General features: G+C 68.7%; 17 protein-coding genes. 3 read left to right on the top strand and 14 right to left on the bottom strand.

Annotated features, from left to right (window positions below; all coding sequences use genetic code 11):
- From EYS42_RS12465 to EYS42_RS12450, 4 genes are read right to left on the bottom strand one after another with little or no spacing between them, the layout of a single operon-like run.
- Entirely contained in the window at positions 1-1,005 is a 1,005-nt protein-coding gene (locus tag EYS42_RS12465) for an alpha/beta fold hydrolase (protein ID WP_130968517.1), read from the bottom strand.
- Between the two features lie 13 nt (positions 1,006-1,018).
- A complete protein-coding gene (locus tag EYS42_RS12460) occupies positions 1,019-1,972 on the bottom strand; it encodes an alpha/beta fold hydrolase (RefSeq protein WP_130968516.1) in 954 nt (317 codons plus the stop codon).
- Positions 1,973-2,026: 54 nt separating this feature from the next.
- Complete coding sequence (locus tag EYS42_RS12455) at positions 2,027-2,722, bottom strand: histidine phosphatase family protein (protein WP_130968515.1); 696 nt, start codon at positions 2,720-2,722, stop codon at positions 2,027-2,029.
- Between the two features lie 18 nt (positions 2,723-2,740).
- Entirely contained in the window at positions 2,741-3,970 is a 1,230-nt protein-coding gene (locus tag EYS42_RS12450) for an acyl-CoA dehydrogenase family protein (protein ID WP_130968514.1), read from the bottom strand.
- A gap of 117 nt (positions 3,971-4,087) precedes the next feature.
- On the opposite strand from EYS42_RS12450, the gene EYS42_RS12445 reads away from it, so the two are divergent.
- The 3 genes from EYS42_RS12445 to EYS42_RS12435 all read left to right on the top strand — a co-directional run bounded on the left by EYS42_RS12445 (position 4,088) and on the right by EYS42_RS12435 (position 7,252).
- On the top strand, positions 4,088-4,813 hold the full coding sequence (locus EYS42_RS12445; RefSeq protein WP_165456763.1) for a glycosyltransferase family 2 protein: 726 nt from the start codon (positions 4,088-4,090) through the stop codon (positions 4,811-4,813).
- A 310-nt stretch (positions 4,814-5,123) separates the two neighbouring features.
- Positions 5,124-6,083, top strand: coding sequence for a magnesium/cobalt transporter CorA (corA, locus tag EYS42_RS12440; RefSeq protein ID WP_130968512.1), 960 nt, complete (start codon positions 5,124-5,126; stop codon positions 6,081-6,083).
- A 50-nt stretch (positions 6,084-6,133) separates the two neighbouring features.
- Complete coding sequence (locus tag EYS42_RS12435; protein WP_130968511.1) at positions 6,134-7,252, top strand: MFS transporter; 1,119 nt, start codon at positions 6,134-6,136, stop codon at positions 7,250-7,252.
- Here EYS42_RS12435 and EYS42_RS12430 read toward each other — a convergent pair.
- The 10 genes from EYS42_RS12430 to EYS42_RS12385 all read right to left on the bottom strand — a co-directional run bounded on the left by EYS42_RS12430 (position 7,209) and on the right by EYS42_RS12385 (position 18,780).
- Entirely contained in the window at positions 7,209-9,068 is a 1,860-nt protein-coding gene (locus tag EYS42_RS12430) for an ATP-binding response regulator (protein WP_130968510.1), read from the bottom strand. The two genes, EYS42_RS12435 and EYS42_RS12430, sit on opposite strands and share 44 nt — an antisense overlap.
- The gene (locus EYS42_RS12425; protein ID WP_130968509.1) at positions 9,065-9,733 is read right to left on the bottom strand and encodes a response regulator; all 669 of its coding nucleotides are present in this window, start codon (positions 9,731-9,733) and stop codon (positions 9,065-9,067) included. The genes EYS42_RS12430 and EYS42_RS12425 overlap by 4 nt, the downstream gene beginning before the upstream one ends.
- A 68-nt stretch (positions 9,734-9,801) precedes the next feature.
- Entirely contained in the window at positions 9,802-11,007 is a 1,206-nt protein-coding gene (locus EYS42_RS12420; protein ID WP_130968508.1) for an AbrB family transcriptional regulator, read from the bottom strand.
- Between the two features lie 41 nt (positions 11,008-11,048).
- Entirely contained in the window at positions 11,049-12,077 is a 1,029-nt protein-coding gene (locus EYS42_RS12415; protein ID WP_130968507.1) for a porin, read from the bottom strand.
- A gap of 166 nt (positions 12,078-12,243) precedes the next feature.
- Positions 12,244-13,797: a tripartite tricarboxylate transporter permease gene (locus EYS42_RS12410; RefSeq protein WP_130968506.1), complete on the bottom strand. Its 1,554-nt coding sequence runs from the start codon at positions 13,795-13,797 to the stop codon at positions 12,244-12,246.
- 19 nt (positions 13,798-13,816) lie between these two features.
- Positions 13,817-14,269 (bottom strand): tripartite tricarboxylate transporter TctB family protein, encoded by a 453-nt coding sequence (locus tag EYS42_RS12405; protein WP_130968505.1) that lies wholly within the window; start codon positions 14,267-14,269, stop codon positions 13,817-13,819.
- Between the two features lie 13 nt (positions 14,270-14,282).
- Complete coding sequence (locus EYS42_RS12400) at positions 14,283-15,278, bottom strand: Bug family tripartite tricarboxylate transporter substrate binding protein (RefSeq protein ID WP_130968504.1); 996 nt, start codon at positions 15,276-15,278, stop codon at positions 14,283-14,285.
- Between the two features lie 180 nt (positions 15,279-15,458).
- Complete coding sequence (locus tag EYS42_RS12395) at positions 15,459-16,907, bottom strand: sensor histidine kinase (protein ID WP_130968503.1); 1,449 nt, start codon at positions 16,905-16,907, stop codon at positions 15,459-15,461.
- Between the two features lie 55 nt (positions 16,908-16,962).
- Positions 16,963-17,631, bottom strand: coding sequence for a response regulator (locus EYS42_RS12390; protein WP_130968502.1), 669 nt, complete (start codon positions 17,629-17,631; stop codon positions 16,963-16,965).
- 33 nt (positions 17,632-17,664) lie between these two features.
- Positions 17,665-18,780 carry a 3-deoxy-7-phosphoheptulonate synthase gene (locus EYS42_RS12385; protein WP_130968501.1) on the bottom strand — a complete coding sequence of 372 codons (1,116 nt, stop codon included), beginning with the start codon at positions 18,778-18,780 and terminating at the stop codon, positions 17,665-17,667.
- Between the last annotated feature and the right edge of the window lie 29 nt (positions 18,781-18,809).

The raw sequence follows: 18,809 nt of genomic DNA, 5'->3' as shown, positions 1-18,809 counted from the left end.
TCAGGGCGCCGGTGCTGCGGTGTCGGCAGGGTCGGTGTCGGCCGGGCTCACCACCGGCGTGCTCAGCAGGAACTGCTGGAAGGGCCGCACCGTGCGCACCGGGTCTTCTTCCTGGGGCACATGGCCCAGGCCATCAAAAGTCACGATCTGCGCGCCTTCGATGTCGCGCATGAACTGCTGCGCCACCGTGGTCGGGATCAGGCGGTCTTCGCTGCCCCACAGGATCAGGGTGGGCTGCTTGACGCGCCGGATGTGGGCCGACAGCTCGCCGCCTTTCATCTGCGCGAAACGGTCGCGCAGCGCCTGCCGGTTGCCCTCGCGGCGGGTCAGTTCGAAGTAACGATCGACCAGCTCGGGCGTGACCTTGGCCGGGTCACCATAGACATTGCGCACGCTCGATTCCACCGTGGCACGCGGCAGCACACGGTCCATCAGCCAGGCCAGGTCGGGGTTGGCTGCCAACCGGAAGCCGATCGGCACCGAGGTGGCCTGGCTGGGGTAGCCGCCCGCGTCGACCAGCACCAGGCGCGACACCTTCTCGGGGAAATCCACCGCGGTTTTCCAGGCCACGGCGCCGCCCAGCGAATTGCCCACCAGGGTCACGTGCTGCAGCCTCAGGGCCTCGAACACCGCGTTCATGAACTGCGAGTAGCGGGGCAGGGTGTAGCGGCCATCGGGGTTGGGGCCGGTCAGGCCAAAGCCGGGCAAGTCGATGCGCACCACACGGTGCTCGCTGGCCAGCTCGGCCACCCAGCCGTCCCAGGTGTGCAGGCTGGCGCCCGTGCCGTGCAGCAGCACGATGGGCGCCGGGTCGTCGCGCGGGCCTTCGTCGCGCACGTGCACGGGCATGCCTTCGATGCGCACGAACTGCGAAGGGGGCGTGCCCCAGCGGGCGGTGAGCGCATCGACCGGCAGGTCAGGTGCCCAGGAGTTGGCCACGCCCACCCCCACCAGGGCCGCAGCCCCCAACAGCACGGCCAAGGTCAGGCGGGTCCAGGTTGTCATGGTCTGCAGGATGTCAGAGGGGGCGCGCCAGGAAGGCCTTCACCGCCGCCAGCGTGGCCTGCGGGTCTTCTTCCTGGGGCACATGGCCCAGCCCGTCGAAGCGCACCGCCTGGCTGCCAGGAATGTCGGCCAGGAACCGGTCCACATGGGCCGGGGGGATGAGTTTGTCCTTCAGGCCCCACAAGATCAACGTGGGCTGTGTCACCTGCTTGACCTCATCGGCCAGCGCACCGATCGGCGACTGCTCGAAGCGCTCGAACAGGGCCTCGCGGTTGCCGGCGCGCAGGGCCATCGCGCGGTAGCGCTCGACCAGCTCGGGCGTGACCTTGCTCGGGTCACCGTACACGTCGCGCACGCTGTTTTCGATGGTGCCAGGCGGCATCAGCCAGCGCACCGTGGGCTTGAGGGCGGGCACCGTGGCCATCCGAAAGCCAATGGGCATGGTGTCCAGCGGGAAGGGGTAGGCACCGGCATCGACCAGCACCAGGCGGCTCACGCGCTCGGGGTGGCGCACGCCAAACACCCAGGCGATCTCGCCGCCCAGCGAATTGCCGCCCACCACCGCGCGCTGCACGCCCAGCTGGTCCAGCACCGCCTTGACGAACTCCGCATAGGCCGGCACCGACAGGTCCTGCCCTGGCTCGCGGCCCGTCAGGCCAAAGCCCGGGATGTCGAAGCGGATCACGCGGCGCTCGGCCTTCAGGCCATCGGCCCAGCCGTCCCAGGTGTGCAGGCTCGACGAGGTGCCATGGATCAGCACGATGGGCTCGGCATCGGTGCGCGGGCCTTCGTCGCGCAGGTGCACGCGCTGGCCATTCACCGTGATGAACTGCGAGGGCGGCGGCGCCCAGCGCGCTTCCAGCTGGGCCACGGGCACGTCAGGGGCCCAGCTCACGGCCACGCCCACGGCAGTCAGGGCCAGGGCGGCCACGGCGGCCCAGCGCAGGGTCTTGGCAAAGTTGCTCATCTCGGGTCTCGGGGGTTCAGGTCAAGCCCGAGAGAATAAACGAAACACTTTTGTTCACCGATACGTGAGCATCGGGCTGGGCGTGCCCTCCAGGTGCGCGTGCTCGTTCACCGAGATCAGGTGCAGCCCGTCACGGCCCGCCAGCAGCTTGGTGATGCCGGCATTGGCCAGCGTCCAGTTGATGGTGAAGGCCTGCAGGTCGTTCAGGCCCAGCAGGTGCGCGCACACCACGCTGATGGTGCCCCCCGAGGTGAACACCAGGGTGTTGCCCTTGGGGCTGGTGCGCGCCACCACATCGCCCAGGGCGGTCACGGCCCGCAGCTTGAACACCGACCAGGGCTCTTTGTACTCGCCGTCGTGGTGACCATTCACCCAGCGTGCCACGGCCTCGCGGAAGAAGGTCTGGAAGGCGCGGCGCGGGTCACCCGTGGCGGCCATCTCGGCCATCATGGCCACCTTGTCCACATAGCGCGGCTCGGCCACTTCGATCACGTTCTCGTGGTCGAACTCGTTGACACCGGCGTGTTCTTCAATGGGCACGTTCAGGCCCTCAAACGCTTCCAACGCGGCCACGGCCGTTTCGCGGTGGCGCTGCATGGTGCCGCACAAGATGCGGTCGGGCACCACGCCTCGCGCCTTCAGGGCGCGGCCCAGCACGCGGCCCTGCTCATGGCCCAGCGGCGACAGCTGGTCGTAGTTGTGGCTGCCAAACGAGGCCTGGCCGTGGCGCAGCAGGTAGATGGCTCCCATGGTGTGCTGAACCCCGCCTCACTTCAGGCCGTACTTCATCAGCTCCAGGCGGGCGATCATGCCCTTGTGCACCTCGTCCGGGCCGTCGGCCAGACGCAGGCTGCGCGCCTGGTTGAAGAAGGCCGTGAGCGGGGTGTCGTGCGACACGCCCATGCCCCCGTGCATCTGGATGGCGAAATCGACCACGTTCTGCAGCATGCTGGGTGCCACCACCTTGATGGCCGACACGTCGGTCAGGGCGCTCATCACACCGTGGGTGTCGATCTTCCAGGCCGCTTGCAGGGTCAGCAGGCGGGCCTGGTCGATGGCCACGCGGGCCTCGGCAATGCGCTCGCGGTTGCCCCCCAGGTTCACCAGCTGCTTCTTGAACGCCACGCGGTCGATGCCGCGCTGGATGGCCAGCTCCAGCGATTTTTCTGCCGCGCCGATGCAGCGCATGCAGTGGTGGATGCGGCCCGGGCCCAGGCGCCCTTGCGCGATCTCGAAGCCACGCCCCGGCCCGGCGATCACGTTGCTCAGCGGCAGTCGCACGTTGGTGAAGTGCACCTCGCCGTGGCCGTGCGGCTCGTCGTATTCACCGAACACGGGCAGCATGCGCTTGATCTCGACGCCGGGGCTGTCGAGCGGCACCAGCACCATCGAGTGTTGGCCATGGCGGCCGGCCTCGGGGTTGGGCGTCAGGGCCATGAAGATGCCGATCTTGCAGCGCGGGTCGCCCACGCCCGACGACCACCACTTCTTGCCGTTGAGCACGATCTCGTCGCCCTCGACCACGGCCGTGGCGGCCATGTTGGTGGCGTCTGACGAGGCCACATCGGGCTCGGTCATGAAAAACACCGAACGGATCTCGCCGGCCAGCAGCGGCGTCAGCCACTGGGCCTTCTGCTCGGCGCTGCCGTACTTCCACAGCACTTCCATGTTGCCGGTGTCGGGCGCGTTGCAGTTGAAGATCTCGGGCGCCATCAGGCTGCGGCCGGTCTGCTCGGCGCTGAAGGCGTACTCCAGCACGCTCAGGCCAGCCCCCAACTCGGGGTCGGGCAGGAACAGGTTCCACAGCCCTTCGGCGCGGGCCTTGGCCTTGAGTGCTTCCACGCGGGCCGGGATCTTCCACTCGTTCCAGTGGCCGCCATGGCGCGCTTCGTGAATCTCCTGCCAGTGCTGCGATTCGACCGGTGCGATGTGTTCGTCGATGAAGGCGCGAACCTTGGCGGCGGTCTCGCGGGCGCGGGCGCTGGGCTGGAAGTCCATGGGTGTCCTCGTGGGATGATGGCGTGTTCTGAAAGGGGTCGAGCGGCATCGTACGCGCGGCGCCCCATGCACACCAATGATATTTGTGCATCCCCCACCATTCACCCAGCGAATGCCATGACCCCTGCGGTGCCTGACCTGTCGGTGGCCATCCCGGCCCACAACGAAGCCAAGTACATCGGCCGCGCCATCGAGAGCGTGCTGGCCTCGGCCCAGCGCTCGGGCCACACGGCCGAGGTGTGCGTGGCCCTGAACCGCTGCACCGACGCCACCCAGGCCATCGCCGAATCGCTGGGCGCCCGCTGCGTGGACGAGCCGCGCAAGTGCATCGCCGCCGTGCGCAATGCGGCCGTGCGAGCCGGGCGCTCGCCCGTGGTGGTCACGCTCGACGCCGACAGCTGGATGCGCCCCGGCACCGTGGCCGCCGTGCTGCGCAAGGTGCATGACCCACGCTGGGTGGGCGGTGGCGCCTGGATGACGCCCGAGCGCTGGTCGCTGGGCATCGTGGCCACTGGCTTCGTGGTGGCCCGCCATGTGCCCGACTTCCGCATCTCGGCCGGCATGTTCTGGTGCCAGCGCGAGGTGTTCGACACCCTGGGCGGCTTCGACGAAAGCCTGGTCAGCGTGGAAGACCTGCACTTCGCCTACCGCATGAAGGCCCTGGGCCTGCAACGCGGGCAGCGCTACGGCACGGTCTGGCGCGACGGCATCATCACCTCGTGCCGCAAGTTCGACACCTTCGGCGACTGGTACCTGGTGCGCCACCCCGACCTGGTGCGCCGCATCTTCGAGGGCCATGACCAGGCGGCCACCAACCTGTACTACTACGACGTTGACCGCTGACCCCGCACCCACAAATTTGCGGGCATCCACACGGCCTGATCGGCCAATGGCCATGGGCAATCGGGCCATAATGCGAATGCACTCGTTTGAGTGCGCACTTGGAGCCATCACCTTGGACAGTCACCCTCGGTGACCGCCCACTCCAGCCACCGAGCCACCCCGCCTCATGCCTGATCGAGGTGCGGAGCCCGGTGACACAAGCCTGAAGGCTTGTTGCGGGAGGAGGGCGGTACACACACCACATCACCCCTTCCCTCGCCCCTGGGCGTGCGCCATGGCTGCATGGCGCGGCCCACACGCCGGAGTTCCCATGCTCAACGTGTTCACGCTGGCCAATGGCCGCCTGTTCCAGGAAGAAATCGAAAACCTGGAAGCGCTCTCGCCGGTCACCCCGATCTGGGTCGACCTGGAAGACCCCACGCCTGAAGAAAAGGGCTGGATTGCCCTGAAGTTCGGCCTGGTCATCCCGCAGGACATCATCGACGACGACCTGGAAGAATCGGCCCGCTTCTACGAGGAAGAGGGCAACATCCACATCCGCTCCGACTTCCTGATCGACGACGACGAAACCCCGCGCAACGTGCGCGTGGCCTTCATCCTGCACCACAACATCCTGTTTTCGATCCACAAGGAAGACCTGCCGGTGTTCCGCCTGCTGCGCATGCGCGCGCGGCGCATCCCGGCCCTGATCGAAGACGCCAAGGACGTGCTGCTCAAGCTCTATGACGCCGACGCCGAGTACTCGGCCGACACGCTCGAGCAGATCTACGACGAGCTGGAAAAGGTCAGCAAGCGCGTGCTGCACAACGAGGTGAACGACCAGGCCGCCGCCGAAGCCCTGGCCGCCATCGCCCGTCATGAAGACCTGAACGGCCGCATCCGCCGCAACGTGATGGACACGCGCCGCGCCGTGAGCTTCATGATGCGCGCCCGCATGCTCAGCCCCGACCAGTTCGAAGAGGCCCGCCAGATCCTGCGCGACATCGACTCGCTCGACAGCCACACGGCCTTCCTGTTCGACAAGATCAACTTCCTGATGGACGCCACCGTGGGCTTCATCAACATCAACCAGAACAAGATCATCAAGATCTTCTCGGTGGCCTCGGTGGCCTTCCTGCCGCCCACCCTGATCGCCAGCATCTACGGCATGAACTTCAACGCCATGCCCGAGCTGAACTGGCAATTCGGCTACCCCTTTGCCGTGGCCCTGATGATCGCCTCGGCCATCACGCCGTTCTGGTACTTCCGACGCAAGGGCTGGCTCAACTGACCGCTGCTGCCCCCGCCCCCCTGCACCTGCCCCCTGGTTTGTGGCGCGTGATGCTGGGCACCGCCCTGGTGGTGCTGAGCTTCAGCCTGCTCAACCCGGTGCTGGCCGTGCGCCTGCAGCAAATGGGCGCCAGCAGCACGGCCATCGGCTGGTTCGCCACCCTGCCGTTCATCGCCGTGGCCGCGCTGGTGCCCTGGGTGCCGCGCCTGTTCGCCCGCATCGGCGTGGGGCGTGCCTACCGCCTCGGGCTGCTGCTGGAACTGCTGGCCAGCCTGGGTTACCTCCTGACCGACCACTACGGGCTGTGGTGCGCCCTGAGCCTGCTGTCGGGGCTGGGCGCTGCCGCCGCCTGGAACGCCACAGAGGCCCTGATCGCGCACAACGTGCCGGTGAGCCACCGCGGGCGCCTGACCGGCCTGTACCAGGCCCTGCTGGGTGCGGCCATGATGCTGGGGCCCTTCCTACCCAGCCTGCTGGGACTGGACAGCGCGCAGGCCAATGGCCTGGCCTCGGCCGGCCTGGCCGCCGGGCTGGTGCTCACGCTGGCGCCCTCGGTGCTGCGCCTGCAGGCCATGCACGAAGGGCAGGCCCACATGGGCCTGTGGCAGGCGGCGCGCTTTCGGCCGGCCCTGCTGCTGGCAGCCATCGTCGGCGGGGTTTTCGAAGTGGGTCTGGGCTCGGTCACCACGGCCTATGGCGCCGAAACCGGCCTCGACCTGGGCCGCGCCACCACCATCGCCGGGGTGCTGGGGGTGGGCAGCTTCCTGCTGCAGTACCCGGTGGGCTGGCTGGCCGACCGCTGGCCCGCACAGCGCCTCTTCCTGGGAGCTGGCGCCCTGCTGGCCGCCTCTGGCGTGTGCTTCATGGCGGCCGGGCAATGGCCTGTCTTGCTGTGGGTGTGTGCCGGCCTGTGGGGCGGCCTGGGCGGCGCGCTGTACACGCTCAGCATGATCCGGGTGGCGCACGACTTCGCCGACACCTCGGCGCTGGCCGGCACCTCGGCCATGATCGCCGGCTACACCGCGGGCGGCGCCCTGGGGCCCACCGTCAGCGGCTGGATGTTCGATCAGTTCGGTGTGCCTGGGCAGGGGCTGTGGCTGGCCCTGCTGGCGCTGACCCTGTGCCTCATGCTGAGGCGGCCCCCGGCGCCTGCCAGCGCTGCGCCATGAGCGCATGGTCCAGCAGCGCCTGCTGAAGCGCCTGCTTGAACACCGGCGTGGCCACCGGCTTGTGCAGCAGCACCGCCCCCACGGCCCGGGCTTCGAGTTCTCGCTCGGGGCCGGTGTCGCCGGTCACCATCAAGGCAGGCAGGGCCTGCCCCAGCCGCGCCCGCACCCGCTGAATGGCTTCACGGCCTGTCTGGTGGCCCCGCAGGCGGTAATCGACCACGAGCACCTCTGGCGTGAAGTGCGACAGCACGGCCATGGCCTGGTCCATCGATTCAGCGGTTTCGATCTGTGCGCCCCAGCTCAGCAACAGCTCGCGCATGGCCACGCGCACGTTCTCGTCGTCGTCGATCAGCAGCACGCGGGCACCCTGCAGGTCAGAGGCATCGTGCTCGGGCAGGCTGGGCAGTGCCACCGATTCTGGCGACAGTGGCAGGCTCAACCTGAACACCGAGCCGCGCCCGGGGCGTGACGACACCGACACCTCGGCCCCCATCACACGCGCCAGGCCATCGACAATGGCCAGCCCCAGGCCAAGGCCCTTGCGGCGGTCACGCTCGGGGTTGCCCAGCTGGTGGAACTCGCGGAAGATGGCCTGCAGCTCGTGCTGCGGGATGCCCAGGCCCGAATCCCAGACCTCGATCACGGCCCGATCACCCCGGCGGCGTACCCCCACCAGCACACCGCCGCGCTCGGTGTAGCGCAAGGCGTTGGTGATCAGGTTGCGCAGGATGCGCTCGACCAGGGCCGGGTCGGCATGCACCGCCCAGGCACAGTCGCGGCTGCGGTAATGCAGCTGCTGCGCATCGGCCTGGGGGGCGAACTCGGATTCCAGGCGGCGCAGCAGCGGCTGCAGCGCGAACACCTCGGCCGACGACTTCACCACCCCCGTGTCCACCTGAGAAAAATCGAGCAGGGTGCTGAGCAACTCGCGGGCCGCCTGCCCCGACTGCTCGATCTGGTTGAGCAGGTGGCGCTGGTGTGCCGACATGGGCGTGCGCGCCAGGGTGCTGGCAAACAGCCCCAAGGCATGCAGGGGCTGGCGCAGGTCATGGCTGGCCGCGGCCATGAAGACCACCTTGGCCCGGTTGGCCTCTTCGGCCTCGTGCAGGGCCGACTCGGTCTGTTCCCGGGCCTCCAGGGCACGCTGGGTCTGGTCGCGCAGGCGGCTGACCAGCTGGTCATTGGCAAACCGCAAGGCCAGGGCTTCTCGCACCGTCTGGGCCGTGCGGTGCGACACCGGCAGCATGGTGGCCAGGTAAATGCAGGTGCCCACGCCGATGCCCATGGCCGCCGGATCGCCCTGCAACAACACCCACACCGGCGGCAGGCACACGGGCAACAGGTGCGCCAGGCTGACGGGCCAGGCCGGGGCGAACACGATCATGCCGCTGGACGAGATCCCGGCCAGCATGGCCAGCACCAGCATGATGGAATGCGGCTGATCGGGCTGGATGAAGAACAGGGCCAGTGCGCCCCACATGCCACCGATGAACAGGGCAATGACGCGCAACACCTGGGCCATGACCAGGGCCTCTTGTGGCGTGACCGGGTCGCGGGTGTAGCGCACCAGGCCGATGCACATGAGGTCGATCACGCAACTGATGAAGGCCCAGTTCCAGATGCTGGTGTCGGCATACAGGTGCTGGTAGACCAGTGCCACCATCAGGGCGGCCGGGATGGAGGCCGCCTGCCCCACCACCACGTTCTGGCGGATCAGGGTGCACTGGGCGGCCAGCAAAGGGGTGGCCTCGAAACGCCAGGCCTGCTGCCACAAGGGCTGCGGGGGAGACGCCAGCAAAGGCTGGCGGGTGTTCATGAGGCCACGGGCGTGCCGACGACCTCGGTGTCGCTCACCCATCCTTGCTGACGCGCGGCCACCAGGGCGTCGGCGCGGCTGAGCACGCCCATGCGCTCCATCAGCATGGAGAGTTCAGCCCGCACGATGTGCTCGGGCAGCTCCAGGGCCTTGGACAACGCCTTGTTCGACTTGTACAGAGCCAGGGCCTGCAGGATGCGCTGCTGCAGGGCCGTGGGCCGCCAGCCCGAGGGCTCGGCCAGGGGTTCACGCGCCGACAGCACGGTGGGCTGAGGTGGTGCGGGCCAGACGTCGTGGCCCTGGCGCGCCTGCTTGAGGGCCTGCAGCAGGGCCTGAGGGGGCGCCGATTTCGACACAAAACCGTTGGCCCCCAGGCGCAAGGCCTCACTGACGACGGCTTCGTCGTCACGCGCCGACAGCATCAACACCGGCACGGCGCCGAAGTGCTGGCGCAGCCAGGCGAGTCCGGCCAGGCCGTGGATGCCCGGCAAGGTCACGTCCAGCAGGATGAGTTCAGGCGTGAAAGCGGGCGGGGCCGCCATCAGGGCTTCCATCGAGTCGACCTCGACCAGCCGGGCGTCTGGGGCCGCATCGGCCAGCAGCATGCGCAGCCCGGTGCGAAACAGGGCGTGGTCATCGATCAGCAGGAAGGCTGGCTGCGACACGTTTAGAAATGTTACTGAGGGGCAATTGCCGCTAGCGTAAGCCACCCGCCATCAAACCCTCACCCCTCCTATGGGGGTGAAGTCACATCAGATGACAGCCGGGCGTGACGCTGTTGCACCCACCCGACCCACCAGGGCGCCATCCAGAGCACCAGACCCAGGCGCACCACGTGGGTGGCGATCACCTCGGGCAGCCAGGCGCCGCTTTGCCTGGCCAGCAAGGCCATCTCGGCCATGCCCCCGGGGGCCAGCGACAGGCTGTGGGTCAGCCAGGCCTGGGGCACCCCTGGCAGGGCCCAGGCCGCCACACCGGCCAGGCCCAGGCACATCAGCAGACTGGCCAGCACCACACCCAGGGCGACCGCCGTGAGACGGGGCGCCGCCTGCCAGGCCGCACGGTCCAGCCGGCCGCCCAGGGTCATGCCCAGGCACAGCTGGGCGGCCTCCAAGGCACCCGGGGGCCACATCAGCATCGGCCTGTGGGCCCAGGGGGGCAGCCAGCCGGTCAGCCCCCCGGTGGGCAGGGCCTCCCAGACCACCATGAGCGCGGCCGTGGCCAGCAGAGGCACCATCATCCACACGTTCGACCACCGCCTGCGGTGCAGCCAGGCCGTGGGCAGGCTGATCAGGGCGGCCCAGGCCAAGGTGAAGGCCCAGGCCGGCCCACCGGCATGCCAGGCCGCAGGCAAGGCCGCCCACCCGGCAGGTGTGCCAGCAGGCACCACCGACGCCACCGCCACACCCGGGTGCAGGCTGCCCGAGGCCATCAGCGCCCAAGGCACCACCGACACCACCAGCGTCACACGCAGGCCCTGCGTCAGGGCGACGGCGGAGGCACTGGCCCCATGGCGATCGGCCAGCACGGCCATTTCAGAAGCGCCGCCCGGCAGGGCACACAGGCAGGCGCTCACGGGTGACACACGGCCCCAGCGCCGGTAGGCCTGGTAGCCGATCCAGGTGGGCAGCAAGGCCAGCACGGCCATGCCCACGATCAGGGGCCAGCGGTCCAGCAGGCCCGCCACCACCTCGTCGGTGAAGCGCAGGCCCAGGCCCACACCCAGCACGCACTGACCCAGCGCCCGGCCGTGGCGCCATTCGGCCAGGGGCCACCCCAGCCCGCGGGCCAGTGCAAAGGCCAGCATGGGGGCCAGCAAAAATGGCAAAGGCCCGCCAAAGCGGGCCCAGCCCCAGGCGGCCAGCACGCACACGCACCACCCGCACCCCACGCGCCAACCCAGCGGCTGGACATGGTCTGGCGGGTGGGGCGTGCTCATGCGCGGTCAAGCCGGGGCAAGGGGCGTTTCAGCACGGTGGCTCAGAAGGCCACGCGCAGGCCCACCTCAAAGCCCGGGCCCGAGCGGTCGGTGGCGGTGGCGCCAGCGGCCGTGTAGGTCTTTCGGTTGTCGTACGACACGGTGGCGTTGATGCTGGTGCGCTTGCTCAAGGGGTGGTGGTAGCCCACGCCCAGGTGACGCACATCGACATCGCTGCTGCGGTCGGCCACGGCCTTGATCTGGTCGTCTTCGGTCAGGCGGTAGGACACGCGCACTTCACCCGAACCCGTCGGCACGCGGGCCCCCACGGTGTAGGTGCTGCGCTCGCCGCTGTCGGCGGTGCCCACATCGGTCGAACGGGCATAGGTGGCCAGCAGCAGGGCCACGGGCAGCTTGTAGGTGCCGGCCAGGGTCACGGTGCTCTTCTGGTTGCTCAGGCTTTCACCGTCGCGCTGCCAGGCCAGGGCCACATCCAGCGGGCCGTTGGTGTATTCCACGTGCGCACCCGACGACGACTTCACGGTGCCTTCGCCAGCCGAGAAGCCGGCACCCACCATCAGGCCGTTCCACGCGGGGCTGATGTAGTACACGCCGTTGTTCCAGGCGTCGGTGCTGGAGGCCGCGCGGCCACCGCTGGCGCCCAGGGTGTGGCCCATGAAGGCTTCGAAGCGGGTGCCGTTGGTGTATTCGTCGGTGGGCGAGCGCAAGCGGCCCAGCATCACCTGACCGAACTGCTGGCTGTCCAGGCCCACCCAGGCCTTGTCGTCCCAGAACACGCTGTCGCGCTGGGCGCCAGTGTCCATGCGCAGGCTGTGCTCCAGGCGGAAGAAGGCCTTCAGGCCGGGGGCCAGGTCTTCGGTGCCGCGAAAGCCGATGCGGCTGCGCATGCCGTCGTCCACCTTGGTGATGGCGTCTTCGCTGACCGACAGGTTGGGCGCGTGGCGCAGGCCCACGTCCAGGATGCCGTAGATCTTCACATCGCTGGCCTGTGCAGCCGGCACAGCAGCCATCAGGGCCAGGGTGGCGCCCAGGCCACGGGCCAGAACGCGGTTCAAGCGGGTCGTCTTCATGGGGGTCTCCGGAAAGAATGGGCGCACGCGGCAGGCTCGGCGCGCCTGTTGTGGGCATCAGGGCAAGGCTTCGCCCCGACAGGGCCCTTGCGGGCCCTGACCTGTGTGTGTCAGTGGGGAAAACAGGGGGACCGGGCGGGCCTGCCTCAGGCCCTGCCCACGGCGATCAGGCCTGGGGCGCCGTCTCGTCAGGGCCCACGGCAGCCGGGGCGCTCTTCTGGCCGGCGCGGCGGCGAGACAGGTAGGCGCGCACCGCGAAGGGCACCACCAGCATCAGCACGGTGCACACCCAGAAGCCACGCGAGATGCCGCTTTCGACCAGGATGTGCCAGTCGCCGTTGGTCATCGACAGGGCACGGCGCAGGTTCTGCTCGATCAGCTCGCCCAGCACGAAACCCAGGATCAGCGGGGCCATGGGCATGTGCAGCTTGCGCAGCACGTAGCCCACCACACCCAGCAGGGTCATCAGCACCAGGTCGAAGGTGGTGGCGTGGATGGCGTACACCCCCACGGCACTGACAGCCACGATGCCCGGCACCAGGGCCCAGTTCGGCACCGCCAGGATGCGGGTGAACAGGCGGATCATGGGGATGTTCATGGCCAGCAGCATGAAGTTGCCGATGAACATCGAGGCGATCAGGCCCCACACCAGGGTCGGACGCTGCTCGAACAGGGCCGGGCCCGGCGTGATGTTGTAGAGCGCCAGCGCGCCCACCATCACGGCGGTGGTGCCCGAACCCGGCACGCCCAGGGTCAGCATGGGCACGAAGGAGCCGGCAGCCGCCGAGTTGTTGGCCGCTTCTGGCGCCGCCACCCCGCGGATGTCGCCCTTGCCGAACGTGCCTTCGGTGTCGGTCAGGCGCTTTTCCATCGAGTAGGTCATGGCGCTGGCGATGGTGGCGCCGGCACCGGGCAGCACGCCCACGAAGAAGCCCACGATGGACGAGCGCACCGTGGTCCACCAAGTCTGCGCCATCTCCTTGAGGTTGAACATGTTGCGACCGGTCTGCGTGATCATGGTGTTGCCCGCCACCACCTGTTCGACCATCAGCAAGATCTCGCTGAGCGAGAACACGCCCACCACCACGGCCACGAACTGGATGCCGTCGGCCAGGTGGATGGAGTCGAAGGTGAATCGGTACACACCCGAGTTGGCGTCGATGCCCACGGTGGCCAGGGCCAGGCCCAGCACGGCGGCCAGGCCGGCCTTGACAGGCTGGTCACCCATCAGGCCGGTCAGGCAGGCGAAGGCAAACACCATCAGCGCGAAGTACTCGGCCGGGCCGAAGGCCAGCGCCCAGTTGGCCAGCAGCGGCGCGGCGATCACCAGGCCCACGATCGCGATCATCGAGCCCACGAACGAGCTCCAGGCCGAGATCGACAGCGCCACACCACCGAAGCCCTTGCGGGCCATGGGGTAGCCGTCCACCGCCGTCATGATGGCCGCGGCATCGCCGGGCACGTTCAGCAGGATCGACGAGATGCGCCCGCCGTATTCACAGCCCAGGTACACCGCCACCAGCAGGATCAGCGCCGACTCGGGCGGCAGGTTCAATGCAAAAGCCAGCGGCATCAGGATGGCCACGCCGTTGATCGGGCCCAGGCCCGGCAGCATGCCCACGATGGTGCCAATGAAGCCGCCCACGGCGGCCAGCATCAGGTTGATCGGCGTGAGGGCCACGCCGAACCCCGTCATCAGGTGTTCAAAGGTTGAACTCATGGAAAACTCCTTGCCGGGCTCAGCCCAGGAAACTCAGCAGGCCGGCCGGCAGGATCACGTCGAACACGCGATCGAAGATCAGGAAGAAGCTCACGCCCAGGGCGACGCCCGCGATCACGCTCTGGCGCCAGGTGCCACCGAACACGCGCGCCACCGGCACGGTCATCAGGGCCGTGGCCACGATGAAGCCCAGCCACTGGAACAGCACGGCGTACACCAGCATCACGCCCACCAGGGCCAGCACCTTGGCCGTGGCCGGCCCGATCAGGGGCTCGCCTTCGGCCTCGGCACCCTGGGGCGCCGGGCGAACGATCAGCCACAGGCTGAGGGCGGCCATCAGGCCCGCCAGCAGCAGCGGGAAGGCCGCAGGGCCCACCGGCTCGTAGGAAATCGGGGCCTCATAGCCCCGGGCCAGCCAGGCCATGCCGGCGGCCAGGATCAGGCACACCAGGCCCAATGCACGATCAGCCATGTGGCACCCCCGGTCACTTGCTGACGACCAGGCCCAGCTCGGCAGCGAGCTTGCCGTACTGGTGCGTGTGGCGCTTGACATACACGTCCAGCTCGGTGCCGGTCAGGCTGAGCGGGAACAGGCCGCGCTCTTCACGCAGCTTGGCGTAGCTGGGGTTGGCCATGGCCTTCTGGAAGGCGGCGCTCCAGGCGTTGAAATCGGCGTCAGAGACCTTGGGGCCCATGTAGAAGCCACGGATGATGGGCCAGCTGATGTCGAAACCCTGCTCTTTGGCGGTGGGCACATCTTTCAGCATGCCGGGCAGGCGCTGGTCGGCGAACACGGCCAGCACACGGATCGGGGTGCCCGCCTGGATCTGCTGGGCCGCTTCGGCCGCGTCACCCGAGTACACGTGGATGTGGCCGCCTTGCAGGGCAGTGACCGATTCACCGCCACCTTCGAAGGCCACAAAGCGCATGGCACGGGGGTTCACGCCGGCGGCGCGGGCGGTCAGGGCCGCCTTCATCCAGTCCTGGCTGCCCACGGTGCCACCGGCGCCGAAGATCACCTTGGTGGGGTCTTGCTTGAGGGCGGCTGCCACGTCCTTCAGGGTCTTGAAGGGCGAATCCTTGCGCACGATCACGGCGCCGTAGTCGGCACCCAGGGCGGCCAGCCAGCGCACATCGCTCACGGTGTACTTGCCGAACTTGCCTTGCGACAGGTTGAGCAGGGACCCACTGGAGAAAGCCACAATCGTGTTGGGCTCTCCCGGGCGCTGGGCCACCACGGCGTTGTACGCCACGGCACCGATGCCACCCGGCATGTAGGTCACCCGCATCGGGTCGCTGCTCAACTTGTTCTCCGACAGCATGGTCTGCGCCATCTTGCAGGTCAGGTCAAAGCCACCACCCGGCTTGGCAGGGGCGATGCATTCAGATTTGTCCAGCGGGCCGGCCACGGCCAGGGTGGCGGCCATGGGCAGCAGGGCCACAGCGGTCAGGACTGCGCGCAAGGTCTGGGGGCTTTTCATCGACGGGCTCCTCGGCTCTCGGAAAGTGTGGGGGATCCAGGTGCGGCGGGCCATGTGGTTGGCCACACCTGCTGAGCACGGACTGTAGAAATCCCTGCCTTTCAACTGGCTTTCAATTCCGCCGGGGACAAACCCCAGGTGATGCGAGAAGGCTGCGCCAGACCTGCGCAGGCGCTGTGCTCAGCGCGGGCTGCCCGAGCCCGCCGGACCGCCATGCCAATGCAGCGTCGCCTCGAACGCGCCAGACGCGCGGGCATCGATCTGCAGGCTGCCACCATGGCGCTGGGCAATGCGGCGCGCAATGGCCAGGCCCAGCCCGGCCCCCCCCTGGCGGCTGCCCTGCCCCCGCACAAAACGCCCTTCGTCAGGCGAGGTGGCCTGCTCGGCCTGGGCCAGTTGCAGGCGCAGGCTTTCGGGCAGGGGCTCGCTTTCGCTGATCACGGTGATGACCCAGCCCAGACGCCCCTGGGCGTCGGCTTGGGCCCGCGCCATGGCGGTCACGGGCGTGCCCCGCCGGGCGTAGCGCAAGGCGTTGTCCAGCAGGTTGGCCAGGGCCTCGCGCCACAGCGTTTCGTCGCCCTGCGCCGGCAATTCGTCGGGCACTTCCACGCCCAGGTCCAGCCCCCGCTGGCGGGCCCGGCGCAACAGGGGGCGCACGGCCTGCCGCAAGGTTTCGGCCAGGTCGAAAGGCTGCCACTGGGGCTCGGCCGCGTCGGATCGGGCCAGGCTGAGCATCTGGTTGGTGCTGCGCGTCGCCGCGTCGATCTGCTCGACGATGGCCTGCAGGCTGTCGCGCACCTCGGCCTGGGCTGGCGCCTCCTGCCAGCGCCTCAGCGCATAGGCCGCCTGCGTGCGCAGGGTGGTCAAGGGGGTGCGCAACTGGTGCGAGGCGTCGTCCAGGAACTGCCGTTGCTGGTCGGCCAGCGCCTGCCGCCTGGCCATCTGTGTGTTCACCGCCTGCACCAGCGGACGCACGTCGCGCGGCAGGCCTGCGGTGTCCAGTGGCGAGACGTCAGAAGGGCCACGCTGGCGCACCTCGGCCTCCAGGCGGCGCAGGGGCCGCAGGCCCCAGCTCACCACCACCACGCCCGAGCCGATCAGCACCAGCAGCACCACGCCCGCCCGCAACAGGCTGGTGCGCACGAACTGCTCGGCGAACTGCTCGCGCGAGCGGGCCTGTTCGGCCACCTGGATCACCACCGGGGTGTCGGGTCCGCGCTCACCCAGCAGCTTCACGTGCGTGAGCAATGAGCCCATGCGCACGCGCTCGCCCAGGTACTCGGCGTCGGCAAACACCGGCACATGCGGCTTGAGCGTGCCCTCGGGGGGCTGAGGCAGGTCCAGGTTGCCCACGGTGACCAGGCCGTCGCGCGAAGCCACCCGAAAGTACACATGGCCCGAGGCGGTCAGCTCCAGCAGCTCGAACAAGCGGTAGGGCAACTCCACCGCCAGCCCGCCCGAGGCGGTCGAGATGTTGGCCTCGATGGCCTTGAGAGCACCGCTGATGGAGCGGTCATAGGCGCTGTTGGCCGCCGCCAGCGCCTCGCGCTGGGTGGACCACAGTTCGGCCACCGTGATCAGCAGCGTCAGCGGCAGCAGGCAGAGCAGCAATCGGCGGCGCAGGCTCATGCCCCGAGCGCCGGAGCCCCCGGGCCCCGCAGCGGGTGCACCGGCCCCGCGGGCCTCAGGCCGCCATTTCCAGGGCATAGCCCAGCCCGCGGTAGGTCACGATGGCCAGGCCCGTGCCTTCCAGGCGCTTGCGCAGCCGGTGCACCAGCACCTCGATCACATCGGGCAGCACGTCGTCCTGGTCGGAAAACACGCGGGCAATGATCTGGGCCTTGCTCATGGGCTCGCCCGTGCGCTGGATCAGGGCACGCAGCACCGCGTGCTCACGCGGTGACAGGTGCAGCATCTGGTCGGCCAGCGTGAACTGTTTGGTGGCCGTGTCGTACTGCAAGGGCCCGCAGGCCAGGCGCGGGTTGTCGGCCCCGCGGGCGCGGCGCACCAGGGCCATCAGGCGCGCTTCCAGCTCTTCCAGGGCGAAGGGCTTGGCGAGGAAATCGTCGGCGCCCTGGTTCAGCGCCTGCACCCGCTCGGCCAGCGAGTCACGCGCCGTCAGGATCAGCACCGGCAGGCGCCGGTCGCGGGCACGCAGCCGCTGCAGCAGCTGCCGTCCCGTCAGGCCGGGCAGGCCCAGGTCGAGGATGAGCGCATCGTAATCGCTGTCGTCCAGCGCACGCTCGGCCAGCTGGCCGTCATCCACCCAGTCCACCTGGATGTCCGACTGCGCCAGCGCCTTCGAGAGCCATTCGCCCAGGGCGTGCTCGTCTTCGGCCAGCAGAACCCTCACACCCGACCTTTCCTGCGCCTGAAGGGCCGCGCCTCAGCGGGCGCGGCGAGCGGCCACAGCGTCCGACAGGATCTGCAGCACCTTCTCGGAGTCGTCCCAGCCGATGCAGGCGTCGGTGATCGACTGACCGTAGGCCAGCTTGGCCGGATCGTCCTTGCCCGGGGTGAACTTCTGGGCGCCCGCGCACAGGTGGCTTTCCACCATCACGCCGAACACCTGCTTCGAACCACCGCGCAGCTGCTGCGCGATGTCTTCGGCCACCACCACCTGACGCTCGTGCTGCTTGGAGCTGTTGGCGTGGCTGAAGTCCACCATCAGCGAGGCGGGCAGGCCGGCCTTGGCCAGGTCTTCACAGGCCGCCGACACGCTGGCGGCGTCGTAGTTGGGCGCCTTGCCGCCGCGCAGGATCACGTGGCAGTCGGGGTTGCCCGCCGTTTCCACGATGGCCACCTGGCCGTTCTTGTGCACCGACAGGAAGTGGTGCGGGCGCGAGGCCGACTGGATGGCATCGGTGGCGATCTTGATGTTGCCGTCGGTGCCGTTCTTGAAGCCGATGGGCGCCGAGATGCCAGAGGCCAGTTCGCGGTGCACCTGGCTTTCGGTGGTGCGCGCGCCGATGGCGCCCCAGCTGATCAGGTCGCCGATGTACTGCGGGCTGATGGTGTCCAGGAACTCGCTGGCCGCGGGCATGCCCAGGCGGTTGATCTCCAGCAGCAGATGACGGGCCATGCGCAGGCCTTCGTCGATCTTGTAGCTCTCGTCGAGGTAGGGGTCGTTGATCAGGCCCTTCCAGCCCACGGTGGTGCGCGGCTTTTCGAAGTACACGCGCATGACCACTTCGAGCGTGTCCTTGAACTTCTCGCGCTGCACCATCAGCTTGCGCGCGTACTCGATGGCCGCAGACGGGTCGTGGATCGAGCATGGGCCAATGATGACCAGCATGCGGTCGTCCTTGCCGTTGATGATCTTGCGGATGGTCTTGCGGGTGTCGGCCACCAGCGACTCGGTCGCGGTGCCACGGATCGGGAAGAAGCGGATCAGGCTTTCGGGCGGGGGCAGAGGGGTCACGTTGCGAATCCGTTGGTCGTCAGTGCGGGAGGTCTTGTCAACGGGCGGTTCGTAACCATGGGGGGCGCTGGACTTGCTCATCGGGTGCTCGCTACGTGTTCAGTGGGGGT

This window comes from Aquabacterium lacunae (genome assembly GCF_004310865.1).
GTDB classification, from domain to species: Bacteria; Pseudomonadota; Gammaproteobacteria; order Burkholderiales; family Burkholderiaceae_C; genus Aquabacterium; species Aquabacterium lacunae.
The sequence above is the reverse complement of the archived record's forward strand: the minus strand, read 5'-3'. Positions and strand labels throughout refer to the sequence as shown.

Coding starts and splice junctions, on each gene's coding strand:
- EYS42_RS12465 (WP_130968517.1), bottom strand. CDS start 1,005: ATGACAACCTGGACCCGCCTGACCTTGGCCGTGCTGTTGGGGGCTGCG.
- EYS42_RS12460 (WP_130968516.1), bottom strand. CDS start 1,972: ATGAGCAACTTTGCCAAGACCCTGCGCTGGGCCGCCGTGGCCGCCCTG.
- EYS42_RS12455 (WP_130968515.1), bottom strand. CDS start 2,722: ATGGGAGCCATCTACCTGCTGCGCCACGGCCAGGCCTCGTTTGGCAGC.
- EYS42_RS12450 (WP_130968514.1), bottom strand. CDS start 3,970: ATGGACTTCCAGCCCAGCGCCCGCGCCCGCGAGACCGCCGCCAAGGTT.
- EYS42_RS12445 (WP_165456763.1), top strand. CDS start 4,088: ATGACCCCTGCGGTGCCTGACCTGTCGGTGGCCATCCCGGCCCACAAC.
- corA (WP_130968512.1), top strand. CDS start 5,124: ATGCTCAACGTGTTCACGCTGGCCAATGGCCGCCTGTTCCAGGAAGAA.
- EYS42_RS12435 (WP_130968511.1), top strand. CDS start 6,134: ATGCTGGGCACCGCCCTGGTGGTGCTGAGCTTCAGCCTGCTCAACCCG.
- EYS42_RS12430 (WP_130968510.1), bottom strand. CDS start 9,068: ATGAACACCCGCCAGCCTTTGCTGGCGTCTCCCCCGCAGCCCTTGTGG.
- EYS42_RS12420 (WP_130968508.1), bottom strand. CDS start 11,007: ATGAGCACGCCCCACCCGCCAGACCATGTCCAGCCGCTGGGTTGGCGC.
- EYS42_RS12415 (WP_130968507.1), bottom strand. CDS start 12,077: ATGAAGACGACCCGCTTGAACCGCGTTCTGGCCCGTGGCCTGGGCGCC.
- EYS42_RS12410 (WP_130968506.1), bottom strand. CDS start 13,797: ATGAGTTCAACCTTTGAACACCTGATGACGGGGTTCGGCGTGGCCCTC.
- EYS42_RS12405 (WP_130968505.1), bottom strand. CDS start 14,269: ATGGCTGATCGTGCATTGGGCCTGGTGTGCCTGATCCTGGCCGCCGGC.
- EYS42_RS12400 (WP_130968504.1), bottom strand. CDS start 15,278: ATGAAAAGCCCCCAGACCTTGCGCGCAGTCCTGACCGCTGTGGCCCTG.
- EYS42_RS12395 (WP_130968503.1), bottom strand. CDS start 16,907: ATGAGCCTGCGCCGCCGATTGCTGCTCTGCCTGCTGCCGCTGACGCTG.
- EYS42_RS12385 (WP_130968501.1), bottom strand. CDS start 18,780: ATGAGCAAGTCCAGCGCCCCCCATGGTTACGAACCGCCCGTTGACAAG.